This is a genomic window from Sphingomonas sp. Leaf198, assembly GCF_001424005.1.
Classification (GTDB): Bacteria; Pseudomonadota; Alphaproteobacteria; order Sphingomonadales; family Sphingomonadaceae; genus Sphingomonas.
Genome location: NZ_LMPX01000002.1, coordinates 294,027 through 310,916 on the forward strand (window position 1 = coordinate 294,027; position 16,890 = coordinate 310,916).

The following is a 16,890-nucleotide window of genomic DNA, read 5'->3' on the forward strand; positions in this document are numbered from 1 at the left end:
AGTTCCCATGCCCACGACCCTCAAAGCCAAGTTCGACACCCGCCGCGAAGCCGAGATGACCGTCGAGCGTCTCGTCCAGGAGCAGCACATCGAGCGGACCGACATCTTCATCACCACCGACGGCCCCGCCAACAGCGCCGGCAGCGAGACGGCGGGCGCGGACACCGAAGGCCAGGACCCCTCGCCTGCATCGCGCGACGACGCGGCCCTGGAGGACAAGATCGTCGTCTCGGTCGATATCGCCGACGAGGCCAAGGCCGCCAAGGTCAAGGCTGCGTTCGCCGAGTTCGACGCGAGCGACATCGCGCAAGGCTGAACGCGCACGCCGACGCGGGTCGATCCCGCGTCGGCCCACCTACCGCTTTGTCGTTTCGCGAGCATAACGCCGCAACCCAATTCCCGGACGCCGCGTTAAGCCCCCACGCATGATCAAGGTCGCCAGCTACAATATCCACAAGGGCATCGGGCTCGACCGTCGGCGCAATCCCGAGCGCGTGGTCGAGGTGTTGCGCGAAATCGATGCCGACGTGATCGCGCTGCAGGAGGCGGATCGACGCTTCGGCGCAAAAGCCTGCGTCCTCCCGCACCATCTTCTCGACGAACATAGCGACTGGAAACCGGTCGATTTCGGCCTGCGTGCGCTCAGCATGGGCTGGCACGGCAATGTCATTCTCGTCCGCAAATCGGCGCGTATCGTGGCGAGCGAACCCCTGCATCTGCCCGCGCTCGAACCCCGCGGCGCCGTGATGGCGGACATCGAACTCGCCGGCGCGACGCTACGCGTACTCGGCATGCACCTCGACCTGTCGGGGCTCTGGCGCCGCAAGCAGGCCGCCGCGATCATGAACCACGTCGACGCCTGCGCGCACCGCCACCCGACCGTGATGATGGGCGATCTCAACGAATGGAGCGCCGGCGCCGGGTGCCTGCGCGATTTCGGGCGCGACTATGCGTTTGCCGAAACCGGCGCGAGTTTCCATTCCAGGCGGGCGATCGCACGGCTCGACCGGATCATGGTCTCGCGTGACTTGCACGTCGCCGACTGCGGCGTGCATGCAAGCCCGGCGGCGCGGAAGGCATCGGATCATCTGCCGATCTGGGCTATTCTGCAGCCGACATAAGCGCGGTACGAACGACGATGCGGGACGGGATCTAGGATGCGCGAGAAGGAACTGCGACTGGCGCTCGTCTGCTATGGCGGGATCAGCCTGGCGGTCTACATGCACGGCATCACCAAGGAGATCTGGCGCCTCGTCTGCGCCAGCCGCGCGTTCCACGACGGCGAAACCGCAGTCGGCGGCAGCCAGGGCGTCTATCACGCGCTGCTCCAGGAAATCGAAGAGCATGCGTCGATCCGCGTCCGCGTGCTCGCCGACATCATCGCCGGCGCGAGTGCGGGCGGGATCAACGGCATCTTCCTCGCGCAGGCGATCGCCACCGGCCAGAGCCTCGATCCGCTGACCGACCTCTGGATGACCTCGGCCGATGTCGAGGCGCTGATCGATACCGAAGCGGCGCCGAAATCGCGGCTGTCGAAGGTCTGGGCGATGCCGCTAGCCTGGATGGCGGCGGGGCGCAGCACCGACAAGGTCGAGGAACTCGACGAGCCGACGCGCGAGGAGGTGCGGGCCAAGCTGTCGCACTTCATCCGCTCGCGCTGGTTCGAGCCGCCATTTGGGGGGAAGACCTTCACCAATTTGCTGCTCGACGCGTTCGACGCGATGGCGGCGAGCACGCGCGGCCCCCGCCTGTTGCCGCCCGGACAGCCGCTCGACCTGTTCGTGACCGTCACCGATTTCTCGGGCCATCCCGAGCGGTTGCAGCTCAACTCGCCCGCCGAGGTGGTCGAGACCGAGCATCGGCTGGTGGTCGACTTCACCGACAATGGCGGCGCGACCGATACGCTCGCGCCGCGTGCAGAACTGGCCTTTGCGGCCCGTGCGACGTCGAGCTTCCCCGGCGCGTTCCCGCCGTTCACCGTCGCGGAACTCGATACCGTTCTCCAGACCCGCCAGATCGCATGGCCCGGGCGTGGCGCCTTCCTCAAGCGCGTTCTGCCACGTCATGCCGCGGCGAAAGCGGCGGAGACCGCGGTGCTGATCGATGGATCGGTGCTCGCCAACGCGCCGTTCCGGCCCGCGCTCGATGCGCTCAAGGAACGGCCGGCACGGCGCCAGATCGACCGTCGCTTCATCTACATCGACCCCTCGCCGGGCATCAAGCTGCGGCTCAATCGCGGCGAAGGCACGCCCGGTTTCTTCCAGACGATCATCGCCGCGATCAGCGACATCCCGCGCCAGCAGCCGATCCGCGACAATCTGGAGGCGATCGCCGAGCGTTCCGCGCGGATCGATCGGATGCGCGGAATCGTCACTGCGATCCGCCCCGATGTCGAGGCCGATGTCGAATCGCTGTTCGGCCACACGCTGTTTCTCGACCGCCCGACCGCCCCCCGGCTGATCGCGTGGCGCAGGCGCGCGCAAAAGGCGGCCGCGTCGAAGGCAGGGTACGGCTTCGTCGCCTACGGGCACGTCAAACGCAGCGCGGTGATCGAGACGATGGCCAGCCTGCTGTTTCACGCGGGCCGTCATCATCGTCCACGCCGCCTTGCCCAGATCAGATCGGCGATCGTGGCGAGCGTCGTCGCGACCGGCGCCGATCAGCTCGGCTCGAACTATCCCGGCGGCGCCAGCCCCGCGTCGATCGCGTTCCTGCGCACCTTCGACATCGGCTTTCGCATCCGCCGCTTGCGGCTGATGGCGCGCCGGCTGGCGGAGGTCGAGACGCAGGCCGACGAGCCCGAACTCGCCCCGATGCGCGACGCGATCTACGAATCGCTGTCGCCGTATCTCGATCGGATGCGCGGCGAGATGCATGCCGGACAGCATGACGCGGTCCGCGCGATGCGCGGCGATGCGACCGAGGTGCTGGCGACGCTTGGCCGGACCTTCGACCTCGATCGGCTCGACGCCGAGACCGACCAGCGTCTCGCCGCGGCGTTCGCGCAACTCGCCAAGCCCGCCCGCCGTGCGATGTTGCTCGCCTATCTCGGCTTTCCGTATTTCGACACCGCCACGCTGCCGCTGTTGCAGGGTGAGGGACTCGACGAGTTCGATCCGATCAAGGTCGACCGCATCGCCCCCGACGACGCCACCGCGATCCGCTCGGGCGGTGCCGACGCGACGTTGAAGGGAATCCAGTTCGGTACGTTCGGCGCGTTCTTCAGCCGCGCCTACCGCGAGAACGACTATCTCTGGGGCCGCCTGCACGGCGCGGAACGGATGATCGACATCACCGTCTCGACGCTGCCGAAGACGGTGCGGATGAAGCCCGGTCGCGTCGCCGCGATCAAGCGCGCTGCGTTCGTCGCGATCCTCGACGAGGAGGAACCCCGGCTTACCGCAGTCCTGCCACTGATCGCCCAGATCAGGACCGAAATCGGCTGAAACCCGACTTGTTCGGCACAAGACTGGCCAAACCGGCCGCTTGGCGGTAGCTCTGGCACACCCATCGGCGCTTCGGCGCGGAGGGACGCGATAGAGGTGGCCGCATGCAGTTCCTGAAAATCCTGTTCTGGTGTCTGTTGGCGTTCATCGCCGCAGTCTTCACGATCTCGAACTGGAATGCCGTCCAGATCCAGCTTTGGGGCGGGCTGATCGCCGACGTGAACCTGCCGCTGCTGCTGTTCGTCACGTTCCTGATCGGGTTCGTGCCGACGATGCTGTACAATCACGCGATCCGCTGGCGGCTGCGGCAGCGGCTCGCGACGTGCGAGCGCTCGCTGGCCGAACTGCGCACGCCGCGGCCCGAGCCGGTGGCGTTCGCGCCCGCCGAGACACCGGTTGCGCCGATCACCCCCGTTGGCCCAGCCACGGACATGTCGACCGCCACCCCGCCGGGCTCGCTGCTGTGAGCAACCGCATCTACGTCGCGCTCGACACGCCCGATCTCGCCAAGGCCAAGGCGATCGCATCGCGCGTCCGCCATCATGTCGGCGGCATCAAGCTGGGACTCGAATTCTTCTCCGCACACGGCCAGTCGGGCGTCCATGCGATGGCCGAACTCGGCCTGCCGATCTTCCTCGACCTGAAGCTCCATGACATTCCCAATACCGTCGCCAAGGCGGTGCAGGCGCTCGGCGCGCTCGAACCCGCGATCCTCACCGTCCATGCGAGCGGCGGCCGGGCGATGCTCGAGGATGCGAAGGCAGCCGCGCCGATCGGCACGAAGGTGATCGCGGTGACGATGCTCACCAGCCTCGACGCATCAGATCTCGCCGCAACGGGCGTCGTCGGCAGCGCGCACGACCAGGTTTCGCGGCTGACCGAACTGGCGTGCCAGGCGGGGGTCGACGGCATCGTCTGCTCGGGGGCCGAGGTCGCGGCGGCGAAGAAGATCTGGCCGAAGGGGTTCTTCGTCGTGCCGGGCGTACGCCTGCCCGATGGCCAGATCGGCGACCAGAAGCGTGTCGTCACGCCGCGCCAGGCGATGGACGCCGGCGCGTCGATCCTCGTGGTAGGTCGCCCGATCACGCAAGCCGAAGACCCCGACACCGCCGCCCGCGCGATCGGCGCGACGCTCTAAGCTCACGTCGTCATCCTGACGAAAGTCAGGATCCAGTGCCAAAGTTGACAGCGCTCGTTACTCTGGATCCTGACTTTCGTCAGGATGACGGGCGCTTGAGCGCTACGAAGTAATCGATCGCTGCTCCGTCCCGAACATCCGCTACCGTTGGCAAAGGCCGAGAGAAGACCATGACCACCGCCAAGATCTGCGGCCTCTCCACGCCCGCGACACTTGACGCCGCGATCCGGCACGGCGCGAGCCATGTCGGGTTCGTGTTCTTCCCCGCCTCGCCGCGCCACGTGACGTTCGCCAAGGCTGCCGAACTTGCCGCACGCGTACCGGGCCATGTCGCCAAGGTCGGCGTGTTCGTCGATCCGGAGGACGACATGCTCGAACAGGCCGTCGGTTCGGCGGCGCTGGACGTGCTGCAACTCCACAAGGTGGCCCCGCCACGCGCCGCCGCGATCCGCGCGAAGTTCGGGATCGAGACCTGGGTTGCGGTGGCGGTTCGCACGCGCGGCGATCTCGACGCGGCGCACGGGTTCGTCGGAGTCGCCGACCGCATTCTCTACGACGCGAAGACGCCGGACTCGGCCGCGCTGCCCGGCGGGATGGGCTTGCGGTTCGACTGGGACCTGCTCGACGGGTTCAAGCATCCGCTGCCCTGGGCACTCTCGGGCGGGCTCGATCCGACGAACGTGGCGGAGGCGATCCGGCGGACCGGCGCGGAACTCGTCGACGTGTCTTCCGGGGTCGAAAGCGAACCCGGTACCAAGGACGAAGCCAAAATTGCGGCGTTCCTGAGGGCGGTCGCCACGCGCTAGCACCACCCCGGCGAAGGCCGGGGCCCAATTGGAAAGGTCGCGGTAACGGAGCATCCGACTCGCCAAAAAGCCTTTCCCGATTGGGCCCCGGCCTCCGCCGGGGTGGTCTTTAGCGGAAACGGAAGGGGTGACAGCGATTTACGAAGTGCTAAACGCCCCTGCATGAACGCTCCCCTCGCCCCCAACTCCTACCGCGCCCAGCCCGACGAGCGCGGCCATTTCGGCGACTTCGGCGGCCGCTATGTCGCCGAGACGCTGATGCCGCTCGTCCTCGAACTCGACGAGGCGTACCGCGCCGCCAAGGCCGACCCCGCCTTCAAGGCGCAGTTCGACGACCTGCTCGAACATTATGTCGGCCGCCCGAGCCCGCTCTATTACGCCGAACGCCTGACCGAAGCGCTCCGCGAGTCCGCCCCCGAGGGCATGGGTGCGCAAATCTGGTTCAAGCGTGACGAACTCAACCACACCGGCGCACACAAGATCAACAACTGCATTGGCCAGATCCTGCTCGCGATGCGGATGGGCAAGACCCGGATCATCGCCGAGACCGGCGCGGGCCAGCACGGCGTCGCCACCGCCACGGTCTGCGCGCGCTTCGGCCTCCCTTGCGTGATCTACATGGGCGCCAAGGACGTCGAGCGTCAGGCCCCCAACGTGTTCCGCATGAAGCTGCTCGGCGCCGAAGTCCGCCCCGTGACCAGCGGCGCGCACACGCTGAAGGATGCGATGAACGAGGGCATGCGCGACTGGGTCGCGAACGTCCACGACACCTTCTACATCATCGGCACCGCCGCCGGCCCGCATCCGTATCCCGAGATGGTCCGCGATTTCCAGAGCGTGATCGGTACCGAGGCGCGCGCGCAGATGCTGGAGCGGGTCGGTCGCCTCCCCGACATGCTGGTCGCGGCGATCGGTGGCGGCTCGAACGCGATCGGGTTGTTCCATCCGTTCCTAGACGATGCCGACGTCCAGATGCTCGGCGTCGAAGCAGCGGGCCACGGCCTCGACAAGCAGCACGCGGCGAGCCTAGCGGGCGGTTTCCCTGGCGTACTTCACGGCAACAAGACCTATCTGTTGCAGGACGAGGACGGCCAGATCACCGAGGCGCACTCGATCTCGGCCGGGCTCGACTATCCCGGCATCGGCCCCGAGCATGCGTGGCTGCGCGACATCGGCCGCGTCCAGTATGACAGCGCGACCGACACCGAAGCGCTCGACGCGTTCCAGCTGCTGTGCCGCACCGAAGGCATCATCCCCGCGCTCGAACCGAGCCACGCGATCGCCACGGTGACGAAGAAGGCCCGCGAGATGCGGCAAGACCAGATCATCCTCGCCAACCTGTGCGGTCGTGGCGACAAGGACATCTTCACGGTGGCCGAAGCACTCGGGGTGGCGATATGAAACTGGACTGGCGCCAGGGAATTACGAGCGTCGTGGTTGGTGGATGTACCGCGGGCGTGGTGAGTTGGCTTGCCAGCCGCGTGGTCGACAACGGTCACTCCGTGTCTGCGCTCGCGATCGGTTTGGGCATCGGCGCGTCGCGCCTCGTCGTGAGTGACAAGCGATGAGCCGCCTCGCCGCCACCTTCGCGCGCACCGCCGCCGCCGGTCGCGCTGCACTCGTTGCGTTCGTCACCGCGGGTGACCCCACGACCGAGGCGACCGGCCCAATCCTGGACGCGCTCGTCGCGGGCGGCGCGGACGCGATCGAGCTCGGCATGCCGTTCACCGATCCGATGGCCGACGGCCCCGCGATCCAGGCCGCGAACATCCGCAGCCTCGCGCAAGGGACGCGCACCGCGGACATCCTCGCCGCCGCCACCGCCTTCCGCGCACGCCATCCGGACGTGCCGCTGGTCCTGATGGGCTATGGCAACCCGATGCTCCGGCGCGGTGCGGACTGGTTCGCCGAAGCGGCTGCCAATGCCGGTGTCGACGGCGTGATCTGCGTCGATGTGCCGCCCGAGGAAGACGATGCGCTCGGCCCGCAGTTGCGTGCCGCCGGGATCGACCTGATCCGCCTCGCCACGCCCACAACCGACGCCGCTCGCCTGCCGACCGTGCTCGATGGTGCGAGCGGGTTTCTCTATTACGTCTCGGTCGCCGGAATCACCGGACTCCAGCAGGCGCAGCAATCCTCGATCGAGGACGCCGTCGCCCGCCTGAAGGCACAGACCGACATCCCGATCGCGGTCGGCTTCGGTATCCGCACCCCCGACCAGGCGGCCAATGTCGCGCGCGTCGCGGATGGCGTCGTCGTCGGCTCGGCGATCGTCGAACTGGTCGCGCAACACGGTGCCGCTGCGGCCGAGCCGGTCCGTGCCTATATCAAGTCTCTCGCCGACGCCGTCGCTTCGGCTCGAAAGGTCCCCGCATGAGCTGGCTCAACAGCGTCCGCAACGTCCTGCCGTTCGTCGCGAAGCGCGAGACGCCCGAGAATCTCTGGCACAAGTGCAAGGGCTGCGGGCAGATGATCTTCACCAAGGAGCTCGAGGACAATCTCTACGTCTGCCCGAAATGCGATCACCACGACCGCATCGGGCCGAAGATCCGCTTTGCGCAGCTCTTCGACGAGGGCAGCTGCAGCGAACTTCCGGCGCCGAAGGTTCCCGAGGACCCGCTGAAGTTCCGCGACCAGAAGCGCTACACCGATCGCCTCAAGGCCGCGCGGACCGACAACAGCGAGCAGGACGCACTGATCAACGCACGCGGCGCGATCGACGGCCACCGCGTCGTCGTCGGCGTGCAGGATTTCGGCTTCATGGGCGGCTCGATGGGCCTCGCGGTCGGCGAGGCCTTCGTGCGCGGCGTCGAGGCGGCGATCGAGGACCGCGTGCCCTACGTGATCTTCACCGCGAGCGGCGGCGCGCGCATGCAGGAGGGTATCCTCAGCCTGATGCAGATGCCGCGCAGTACGGTCGCGATCCAGATGCTCCACGACGCCGGCCTGCCGTATATCGTCGTGCTCACCGACCCGACCTCGGGCGGCGTGATGGCAGCGTATGCGATGCTCGGCGACGTCCAGATCGCGGAACCCAAGGCGACGCTGGCGTTCACCGGGCGCCGGGTAATCGAGAGCACGATCCGCGAGAAGCTGCCCGAGGATTTCCAGACGTCGGAATATTATCTCGAACACGGGATGATCGACATGGTCGTCCACCGCAAGGACCTGCGCGAACAGCTCGGCACAGTCATCGGGTACCTCAGCGCGCGCGAGGCCGCGTAAAGCACTCCCTCTCCCCTCCGGGGAGAGGTCGGGGTGAGGGGCAGCCCAGCAGTGCTGCGCCCCGGTACAGCCCCTCACCCCAGCCCTCTCCCCGGAGGGGAGAGGGAGTCTAGAAGAATGCCCGACCACGCGACGTCCTCGTCTCCCGCAGTTCAGGCCCAGCTCGACCGGCTGACCGCGCTGTCGCCCGGCGCCGACATCCTCGGCCTCGAGCGCATCACCGCGCTCCTGAGCCGCCTCGGCGACCCCCACCTCAACCTCCCCCCGGTGTTCCACGTCGCCGGCACCAACGGCAAGGGCTCGACCTGCGCCTTCCTCCGCGCCGCGATCGAGGCCGCCGGGCACAGCGTCCACGTCTATTCCTCGCCGCACCTCGTCCGCTTCAACGAACGCATCCGCCTCGCGGGCAAGCTGATCGAAGACGACCTGCTCGCCGCCTTGCTGTCGGAAGTGCTCGACCACGCCGCCGACCTGCAGGCGAGCTTCTTCGAAGTCACGACCGCCGCCGCGTTCCTCGCCTTCGCCCGCACGCCGGCGGCAGCGACGATCGTCGAAGTCGGCCTCGGCGGCAGGCTCGACGCGACCAACGTCATCCCGAACCCGGTCGTCACCGGCATCGCCGCGCTCGGCATCGACCACCAGTCGTTCCTCGGTGACACGCTGCTGGAGATCGCCGGCGAGAAGGCGGGGATCGCCAAGGCCGGTGTCCCCCTCGTCACGATGGACTATCCCAAGGCCCTCCGCGCGAATATCGCAGCCATCGCCGCAGCCGCCGGCGCACCCGTCGTCGCCCGCGGCACCGCCTGGACCAGTGAAACCGCGCGATCGACCGTCCGCTACGAGGATACCGGCTTTTCGGTCGTCACCAACCGCCCCCGCCTCGTAGGTGCACACCAGTCACGCAACCTCGCGCTCGCGATCGCGATGCTCCGGAACCAGGGCGCGCTGCATATCCCCGAAGCCGCGATGCGCGCCGCCGCCGACTGGGCGCAATGGCCGGCGCGCATGCAGCGGCTCTCGGACGGCCCGCTCCTCGCGCGCCTCCCCGCCGGCAGCGAACTATGGCTCGATGGCGCGCACAACCCCAACGCCGCCAAGCCGGTCGAAAGGACGTTGCGCCGGATCGCGCAAGGTCGCCCCGTCACGCTCGTCATGGGGATGCTGGCAAACAAGGATGCCGACGCCGTCCTCCGTATTCTGTCGCCGTCGCTGGCCCGGATCATCGCCATCCCCGTCGAAGGGCACGCGCATCACGCCCCCCACGCGCTGGTCGAGATCGCCGCCCGGTACGGCGTCCAGGGCGACGTCGCTCCGGGCATTGCGGACGCGCTCGATCGCCTGTCCACGCAGGGTCCATCAGTCGTGCTGATCGCAGGATCGCTATACATTGCAGGCGAAGCGCTCGTCGGAAACGACCAGCCGCCGGACTGACCTCTTATTGCTATTGACTATCAATAACCAACAGGCGAGTTTGGCGCGACCACCACGGAGTCGCGTGAATGACCGATGTTCGAACCGCCACCGCCCTGCTTCCGCACGCGTTGCCCGACTGTGAAAACGCGCGGATCGCGCTGTTCGCGATGCGGCGGATGGGCGCGAACGGCCTTGCCGACGCGCGCGCCGCGCACACCCTGTTCACCGCGTTCGGCCAGAGCTTCCGGCGGCCGCTCGTCCTGCTGCGCGCGTTGATGGCGGATCTCGCGGGTACGTCCGCGGGCACGATCGCGATCGCGCCGTGCTGCTGCGCGCGAATGACGCCTGCGGAGGCGGCGATGCTGTCGATCCTGGCGCGGATAGAGACTGCGCCCGAGACCGCCCGCCTGCTGATGGCCGATCTGCTCGGCGTGCGTCGCGTCGATGGCGTCCTGGCGAGCGCCGCCGCCGTCGCCGCAGCCTTTGCCGACGAAGGGCGCCCCGTCACCGCCTAGCGCGGGTCAGTCTGCGGCGATCGATCTACTGATGCCGGACGAAGGCCGGCATCCACGGTGCAGCAAACTCGAAGGATCGTTGCCGTCCTCGATCAATATCCCAGCACGTGCGCCAGCGTCAGCAGCAGCCAGTACAGCCCCCCCGACAGCAGCATCGCCACCGGCAGCGTCATCACCCAGGCCAGCGCCATGTTCATCACCGTGCGTCGCTGCAACCCGGCGCCATTCGCGACGCTGGCCCCCGCAACGCCCGACGACAGGATGTGCGTCGTCGAGACCGGCAGGCCGTAGCGGACCGCCAGCAGGATCGTCGCCGCCGCGACCAGCTCGGCGGACGCGCCCATCCCGTAGGTCAGATGCGACTTGCCGATCTTCTCGCCGACCGTGACGACGATCCGCTTCCATCCGACCATCGTCCCGAGCCCGAGCGCCAGCGCGACCGAGATCTTGACCCAGGTCGGGATGTAGCGCGTCCCCTGCTCCAGCTGCCCGCTATAGCTTTTGAGCGTCGTGATCTCCTGCGCGGTGAAGCGGCTCTGCGCAGCCGTATCGGCGGTGATCAGCTTGGTCGTATCGAGCAGCAGATACATGTCGTTGCGCAGGTTCGGCGTCGCCGCGGCGGGCACCTTGCCGAGCGAGCCATAACCCGCGATCCGCGTCGACACGTCGTCCGACAGCGTCGACAGCGCACCATAGACGACCGGATCGGCGACATGCTTGGTCTTCAGCGCACGCGTAACCTCGACGCGCGCGGCGGCGACGTCTCCGGGCGCGCCGTTCGCATGCGCCACGAACGCGGTCGACGCGTCGTGCGCAGCCTGTACGAACGCCGGCGTCGCGCTCTCGGGCATCGTCCGGTTCAAGGCATAGGCGGTCGGCGCGCAGCCGATCAGGATGAGCATGATTAGCCCCATCCCCTTCTGCCCGTCGTTGCTGCCATGCGCGAAGCTGACCGCGGTGCAGGTGCCGATCAACAGCGCGCGGATGCCGCGCGGCGGCGGCGTATCGCTCTTGGGCGCCTCGTACAGCGCGCGATCGCGCAGGAACCGCTTCATCACGAGCAGCATCAGCAGCGCGCCGACGAAGCCGACGACCGGGCTGAACGCGAGCGCCGACAGCACTTTCCAGACCTGCGCCATGTCGACGCCCGACGTGCCGTCAGCGCCGCCCTTGATCATCTGATTGGCGAGGCCGACGCCGAGGATCGACCCGATCAGCGCATGGCTCGACGAATTGGGCAGTCCGGCCGCCCAGGTCGCGAGGTTCCACACGATCGCCGCGAGCAGCAGCGCGAAGATCATCGCGAACCCGCCGACGCTGCCGACGTTGAGGATCAGGTCGACCGGCAACAAGGTGATCACCGCATAGGCGACCGCCCCCGACGACAGCATCACGCCGAGGAAATTGAAGAACCCCGACCACACCACCGCGAGCGGCGCGGGCATCGAATGCGTGTAGATGACGGTGGCGACCGCGTTGGCGGTATCGTGAAACCCGTTCACGAACTCGAACCCCAGCGCGATCAGCAACGCGAGCGCCAGGAACGCGAACGCCCCGCCCGCGAGCGACTCGCCGACCTGCGCGGTATCGATCGCGATGCTGAACCCGGCATAGGCGAGCCCGCCGATCAGCACCGCGAGGAAAATCCAGCGGCCGGACGGATGGATCGCATGATCGAGTTTGGGACCGGTGCGCGGGGCCGACGCCGTAGCGCTCGAATCAGCCGTCATCGCATCGGGTGCAAATGTGGAGGTTGCCATGAGGATGTGCAGTCGGCCCTAACGATGACAATCTTATGACAGATGTAAATCAAGTGATGGTCCGCCCTGATTTGGGACGAGGCCGTCACCGATCCTCCCCCGCCAGGGGGAGGTGGCTGGCTCTTGCCAGACGGAGGGGGAGGAAGCGGTAACTTCTGTTCCGTGTCCTCCCCCTCCGTCGCCCGCGGTGCCACCTCCCCTGACGGGGGAGGATCGTTGGGCGCCGACCTTCTCACCGACCGCTACAGCTCACCGCCCCGCGCCGATGCTGGCGAGTTGCGTCCCGTTGCGGCCGAGGATCGCGGCGAACTTGACGCGCGCATCGTCGGTCATCTCCTGACGGCACTGGCGCGCATCGGCGAGCGCATCGAGGCCGTTGGTACGCGGCTGGCAGGCGCTGGCGATCGCCGAGCGCAGGCGGTGCTGGAACGCGGTCCGCCCGGCGTCGCTGGTCAGGTCGAGTCCGCGATGCGACACGCGCACCGACACCGGCTCGCGCACGGCGCTGGCCGATGCCCCCGCCGAGAACAGGCACGCGCCAAGGATCGCCGCCGAAACGACGCTGTTGAAAAGCTTCATGATGATGGTCCTCAAATGGTCCTGCGGTCCGCAGGGCGCTGCCTGCGGGACGACGGCGCCAGTGCGTCGGGCAGCCTTTCTGGATGCGGCTGCTCCGACCACGAACCACGTCGCTGCGCCGTCTCTAGGCGCGCTTCATGACGCCCGCGCGACGATTCGGCGACGTTTCAAAGGTTGCCCGATCGCGCCGCGTTCCCTACCTGTTCACCGGTGAACCAGATCGCCCAAACGTCCGCGCCGCAAGCAGAGCCTCCTTATCTGCGCGGTCTCAACCCGCCGCAGCGCGAGGCGGTGCTGACCACCGACGGCCCCGTGCTGATCATCGCCGGCGCCGGCACCGGCAAGACCGCGGCGCTCACCGCCCGCCTTGCGCACCTGATCTTCACGAAGAAGGCATGGCCTTCGGAGATTCTCAGCGTCACCTTCACCAACAAGGCCGCGCGCGAGATGCGCGAGCGGGTCGGACGTCTGGTCGGCGATGCGGTCGAGGGCATGCCGTGGCTCGGCACCTTCCACGCGATCGCCGCGAAGATGCTGCGCCGCCACGCCGAGCTCGTCGGGCTGCAATCGAACTTCACGATCCTCGATACCGACGACCAGCTGCGGTTGCTCAAGCAGCTGATCCTCGCCGCGGACATCGACGAGAAGCGCTTCCCGACGCGCAGCCTCGCCGGGCTGATCGACCAGTGGAAGAACAAGGGACTCGTCCCTGCCGATATCGATGCGGGCGAGAGCGAGCGTTACGCCAACGGCCGCGGCGGCGAGTTGTACCAGCAATACCAGGCGCGGCTGATCGCGCTCAACGCGTGCGATTTCGGCGACCTGCTGCTCCACATGCTGGTCATCCTGAAGACGCACCGCGACGTGCTCGCGCAGTATCAGCAGCGCTTCAAATACATCATGGTCGACGAGTATCAGGACACCAATTCGTCGCAATATCTCTGGCTGCGGCTGCTCGCGCAGGAGCGCAAGAACATCGCCTGCGTCGGCGACGACGACCAGTCGATCTATTCGTGGCGCGGCGCGCAGGTCGAGAACATCCTGAAGTTCGAGCGCGACTTTCCGGGCGCGAAGGTCATCCGCCTTGAACAGAATTACCGGAGTACGCCGCATATTCTCGGCGCGGCATCGGGCGTGATCGCCAACAACGGCGGGCGCCTTGGCAAGCAGCTCTGGACCGAGCGCGACGTCGGCGAGAAGGTGAAAGTCATCGGTGTCTGGGACGGCCCCGAGGAAGCGCGCCGCGTCGGCGAGGAGATCGACATCGTCCGCCGCGCCGGCAAGAGCCTCGATGAAGTGGCGATCCTGGTCCGCGCGCAGCACCAGACCCGCGAGTTCGAGGACCGCTTCATCGCGATCGGCATGCCGTACAAGATCGTCGGCGGCTTCCGCTTCTACGAACGCGCCGAGATCCGCGACGCGCTGGCGTATCTGCGTGTCGTGAACCAGCCCGCGGACGACCTCGCCTTCGAACGCATCGTCAACGTCCCCAAGCGCGGCCTCGGCGACAAGGCTGTCGCGCGCATCCACCAGCTCGCCCGCGCCACCGGCACGCCGCTGACCACCGCCGCCGCGCGCATTCTCGACACCGACGAACTGACCGGGGCTGCGAAGAAGTCGCTCGGCCGGCTGGTCGGCGACATCGCCCGCTGGCGCGACATGGCGACCAGCCTGCCGCACGCCGAACTCGCCCGCCAGTTGCTCGACGAGAGCGGCTACACCGCGATGTACCAGGCCGAGAAGTCGGTCGAGGCGACCGGCCGCCTGGAGAACCTCAGCGAACTCGTCCGCGCGATGGAGGAGTACGACTCGCTCGGCGCGTTCCTCGAACACGTATCGCTGGTGATGGACAACGAGGGCGGCGCGCAGGATCCGCAGGTCACGATCATGACCATCCACGCCGCCAAGGGCCTCGAATACGACACGGTGTTCCTGGTCGGATGGGAGGAAGGCCTGTTCCCGTCGCAGCGCTCCTTGGACGAAGGCGGCGTAAAGAGCCTCGAAGAGGAACGCCGCCTCGCTTACGTCGCGATCACGCGCGCCCGGCGACTGGCGGTCATCATCCACGCCGCCAACCGCCGCATCTACGGGCAGTGGAACTCCTCGATCCCCTCGCGCTTCGTCGCCGAACTCCCGCCTGAACATATCGACACGGAAACCACGATGTCGGGCGGCGCGAGCCTGTGGCAAGCCAACTGGTCCGACCGCGCCGATCCCTTCGCCGACGTCGCGCGCGGCACCGGCCGAGGCCCCGGCTGGCAACGCGCGTCCGGCACCGGCAGCACCTTCTCCACCAAACCCGCCCGCGTCGTCGAAAGCCGGTCCAGCGCGATCAGCCTCGGCAACAAGGGCCGCGACGACCTCTCGCTCGGCATGCGCGTGTTCCACCAGAAGTTCGGCTACGGCGCGATCGCGGAGATCGAAGGCAACAAGCTGGAGATCGACTTCGAACAGTCCGGGCGCAAGCGGGTGATGGATAGCTTTGTGACGATAGGATGAAGTAAAGCGTCGAGAGGCGCGCGATGCCGAACTGGACGGGAAATTTTTTACACGTTCCCGTAAACTTGCAACTTTCGGTCAAGTTTGAGATCATCACTCCAAGACTTCGAGTCGAGGACAGATGTATGTCGGGTAACAAGCGAACGATTCCGCAGATACGTTCTCGACTTCGCGAGATTGCAGACGAGTACGGAATCGAAGAACTTCACGATCTAGCCGACGAAACGTATCGAAACTCGCCCGTCACGCGCGCCTCGGTGCGAAGCGCACATTTCACGCCAGAACTCGCAGAGGATATCAGGGTATTCGCTGCCAGATATCCAAAGCTACACCAGCGTGACGTGGCGCAGAAATTCAATGTAAATCCGGGACGAGTATCTGAGGCGTTGACCCACCAGATGTAAAACGATCCTGATGTGATCGATGGTGAGCCGCTTAAGCCGCCACGCGTTCAACCTCGATCTCCCCCTCACGCGTCCGCGCTAGTGCCAGATCATATGCCGCCTGCATCCGCATCAGCGTCTCAGCCTGCAGCCCGAACGCCTTCTCGAACCGGATCGCCATCTCAGCCGACAGCCCGGCCCGGCTGCCAAGCAAGTTGCTCATCGCCTGCCGAGTCACGCGCAGTTTGGCGGCGGCGTCGGTCACGCTCAGCCCATGCGGCGCGACAATTTCAGCCCGCAACCAAGCGCCTGGGTGAACCGCAAAACTCGCATGAAGCTTGATCGCCATCAGTGATAATCCTCCAGATCGAGATCCTCGATGCCACCCGCATCGTTGATCCAAAACGTCATCCGCCAGTTCTTCGTCACCGTCAGCGACCATAGGCCTGCCCGATCACCCGCCAGGCGATGCGCGCCGAAATTGGGTGGCACCGTCAGTTCGTCCGCGGCTTCGACAGCGGCGAGATACGCCAGCATATTTCGCAATCGATCGACGAGATTGCCCGGCAATCCCCTCGACCGGCCGGTCTCGGCGAACGACCGCAACGCCTTATGCCGAATGCTTTCGATCAACATGGTAAAGCGTGCGCTATTCGAAGCTACACGTCAACCGTCGCTTGTCGCTTTACACCGGAGCTTCAATCGGCGGCTGGAATGATGCCAAACCTGTACCGCAGCCGACAACCTCGTTCAGGAACGATGTCACTCGATAGCCGTATCACCGGCACATCCCGATTGTCGGGTTCGAGAGGACATCTCATGAAGTTTACCGATCTCATCGCCGCCGGGCTGGCCTTCGCAACGCTCGGTCTCGGCGCCGCCGCACCGGCCGAGGCGCAGCGCGATCGCGGGCATAGCGAGCAGTATCGCGACAACGACCACCGTGGCGACCATCGCGGGGACCGCCGTGATTTCCGCCGGAACGATCACCGCGGCGATCGTCACGACGACCGTCGCTATCGTGGCCGCGACCATGATCGTCCCAACTGGAACAACAATCGCCGCTGCCGCACCGAATGGCGCAACCATCGTCGCGTGCAGATCTGCCGCTGATGTAAGGTGTTCC

18 protein-coding genes are annotated in these 16,890 nt (G+C 66.8%); 14 read left to right on the forward strand and 4 right to left on the reverse strand.

Going from position 1 to position 16,890, the window contains the following annotated elements; translation table 11 throughout:
* Window positions 1-7: 7 nt before the first annotated feature.
* The 12 genes from ASG20_RS08395 (at window position 8) to ASG20_RS08445 (ending at window position 10,543) form a co-directional block, all read left to right on the forward strand.
* Window positions 8-316 carry a hypothetical protein gene (locus ASG20_RS08395; protein ID WP_056050991.1) on the forward strand — a complete coding sequence of 103 codons (309 nt, stop codon included), beginning with the start codon at window positions 8-10 and terminating at the stop codon, window positions 314-316.
* A 109-nt stretch (window positions 317-425) separates the two neighbouring features.
* The gene (locus ASG20_RS08400) at window positions 426-1,121 is read left to right on the forward strand and encodes an endonuclease/exonuclease/phosphatase family protein (RefSeq protein ID WP_056050992.1); all 696 of its coding nucleotides are present in this window, start codon (window positions 426-428) and stop codon (window positions 1,119-1,121) included.
* Window positions 1,122-1,157: 36 nt separating this feature from the next.
* A complete protein-coding gene (locus ASG20_RS08405; RefSeq protein WP_056050994.1) occupies window positions 1,158-3,446 on the forward strand; it encodes a patatin-like protein in 2,289 nt (762 codons plus the stop codon).
* Window positions 3,447-3,550: 104 nt separating this feature from the next.
* The gene (locus ASG20_RS08410) at window positions 3,551-3,913 is read left to right on the forward strand and encodes a LapA family protein (RefSeq protein ID WP_056050995.1); all 363 of its coding nucleotides are present in this window, start codon (window positions 3,551-3,553) and stop codon (window positions 3,911-3,913) included.
* A complete protein-coding gene (gene pyrF, locus ASG20_RS08415) occupies window positions 3,910-4,584 on the forward strand; it encodes an orotidine-5'-phosphate decarboxylase (protein ID WP_056050998.1) in 675 nt (224 codons plus the stop codon). The genes ASG20_RS08410 and pyrF overlap by 4 nt, the downstream gene beginning before the upstream one ends.
* Window positions 4,585-4,754: 170 nt before the next feature.
* Window positions 4,755-5,390 carry a phosphoribosylanthranilate isomerase gene (locus ASG20_RS08420; protein WP_056051000.1) on the forward strand — a complete coding sequence of 212 codons (636 nt, stop codon included), beginning with the start codon at window positions 4,755-4,757 and terminating at the stop codon, window positions 5,388-5,390.
* A 162-nt stretch (window positions 5,391-5,552) separates the two neighbouring features.
* Window positions 5,553-6,791, forward strand: a complete 1,239-nt coding sequence (trpB, locus tag ASG20_RS08425) for a tryptophan synthase subunit beta (RefSeq protein WP_056051002.1) — start codon at window positions 5,553-5,555, stop codon at window positions 6,789-6,791.
* Window positions 6,788-6,958 (forward strand): hypothetical protein, encoded by a 171-nt coding sequence (locus tag ASG20_RS19645; protein ID WP_168371614.1) that lies wholly within the window; start codon window positions 6,788-6,790, stop codon window positions 6,956-6,958. The genes trpB and ASG20_RS19645 overlap by 4 nt, the downstream gene beginning before the upstream one ends.
* On the forward strand, window positions 6,955-7,767 hold the full coding sequence (trpA, locus tag ASG20_RS08430) for a tryptophan synthase subunit alpha (RefSeq protein ID WP_056051004.1): 813 nt from the start codon (window positions 6,955-6,957) through the stop codon (window positions 7,765-7,767). The genes ASG20_RS19645 and trpA overlap by 4 nt, the downstream gene beginning before the upstream one ends.
* On the forward strand, window positions 7,764-8,615 hold the full coding sequence (accD, locus tag ASG20_RS08435; RefSeq protein WP_056051006.1) for an acetyl-CoA carboxylase, carboxyltransferase subunit beta: 852 nt from the start codon (window positions 7,764-7,766) through the stop codon (window positions 8,613-8,615). Before trpA ends, accD begins: the two co-directional genes overlap by 4 nt.
* A 117-nt stretch (window positions 8,616-8,732) precedes the next feature.
* Window positions 8,733-10,046 (forward strand): bifunctional folylpolyglutamate synthase/dihydrofolate synthase, encoded by a 1,314-nt coding sequence (locus tag ASG20_RS08440; protein ID WP_056051008.1) that lies wholly within the window; start codon window positions 8,733-8,735, stop codon window positions 10,044-10,046.
* Window positions 10,047-10,114: 68 nt separating this feature from the next.
* Window positions 10,115-10,543: a DUF6628 family protein gene (locus ASG20_RS08445; RefSeq protein WP_056051010.1), complete on the forward strand. Its 429-nt coding sequence runs from the start codon at window positions 10,115-10,117 to the stop codon at window positions 10,541-10,543.
* 92 nt (window positions 10,544-10,635) lie between these two features.
* Here ASG20_RS08445 and ASG20_RS08450 read toward each other — a convergent pair whose 3' ends face one another.
* Together ASG20_RS08450 and ASG20_RS08455 are read right to left on the reverse strand one after the other, a co-directional pair.
* A complete protein-coding gene (locus ASG20_RS08450) occupies window positions 10,636-12,273 on the reverse strand; it encodes an inorganic phosphate transporter (RefSeq protein WP_056051011.1) in 1,638 nt (545 codons plus the stop codon).
* A 279-nt stretch (window positions 12,274-12,552) separates the two neighbouring features.
* The gene (locus tag ASG20_RS08455; protein ID WP_056051013.1) at window positions 12,553-12,882 is read right to left on the reverse strand and encodes a UrcA family protein; all 330 of its coding nucleotides are present in this window, start codon (window positions 12,880-12,882) and stop codon (window positions 12,553-12,555) included.
* A 219-nt stretch (window positions 12,883-13,101) separates the two neighbouring features.
* On the opposite strand from ASG20_RS08455, the gene ASG20_RS08460 reads away from it, so the two are divergent.
* On the forward strand, window positions 13,102-15,381 hold the full coding sequence (locus ASG20_RS08460) for an ATP-dependent helicase (RefSeq protein ID WP_056052855.1): 2,280 nt from the start codon (window positions 13,102-13,104) through the stop codon (window positions 15,379-15,381).
* Between the two features lie 435 nt (window positions 15,382-15,816).
* Here the strand turns inward: ASG20_RS08460 and ASG20_RS08465 are convergent, their stop codons facing one another.
* Window positions 15,817-16,113, reverse strand: a complete 297-nt coding sequence (locus ASG20_RS08465; protein WP_056051015.1) for a HigA family addiction module antitoxin — start codon at window positions 16,111-16,113, stop codon at window positions 15,817-15,819.
* A complete protein-coding gene (locus tag ASG20_RS08470; RefSeq protein ID WP_056051017.1) occupies window positions 16,113-16,400 on the reverse strand; it encodes a type II toxin-antitoxin system RelE/ParE family toxin in 288 nt (95 codons plus the stop codon). The genes ASG20_RS08465 and ASG20_RS08470 overlap by 1 nt, the downstream gene beginning before the upstream one ends.
* 183 nt (window positions 16,401-16,583) lie before the next feature.
* Here ASG20_RS08470 and ASG20_RS08475 point away from each other — a divergent pair, with 183 nt between their 5' ends.
* Window positions 16,584-16,877 (forward strand): hypothetical protein, encoded by a 294-nt coding sequence (locus ASG20_RS08475; protein WP_056051019.1) that lies wholly within the window; start codon window positions 16,584-16,586, stop codon window positions 16,875-16,877.
* Window positions 16,878-16,890: the final 13 nt, after the last annotated feature.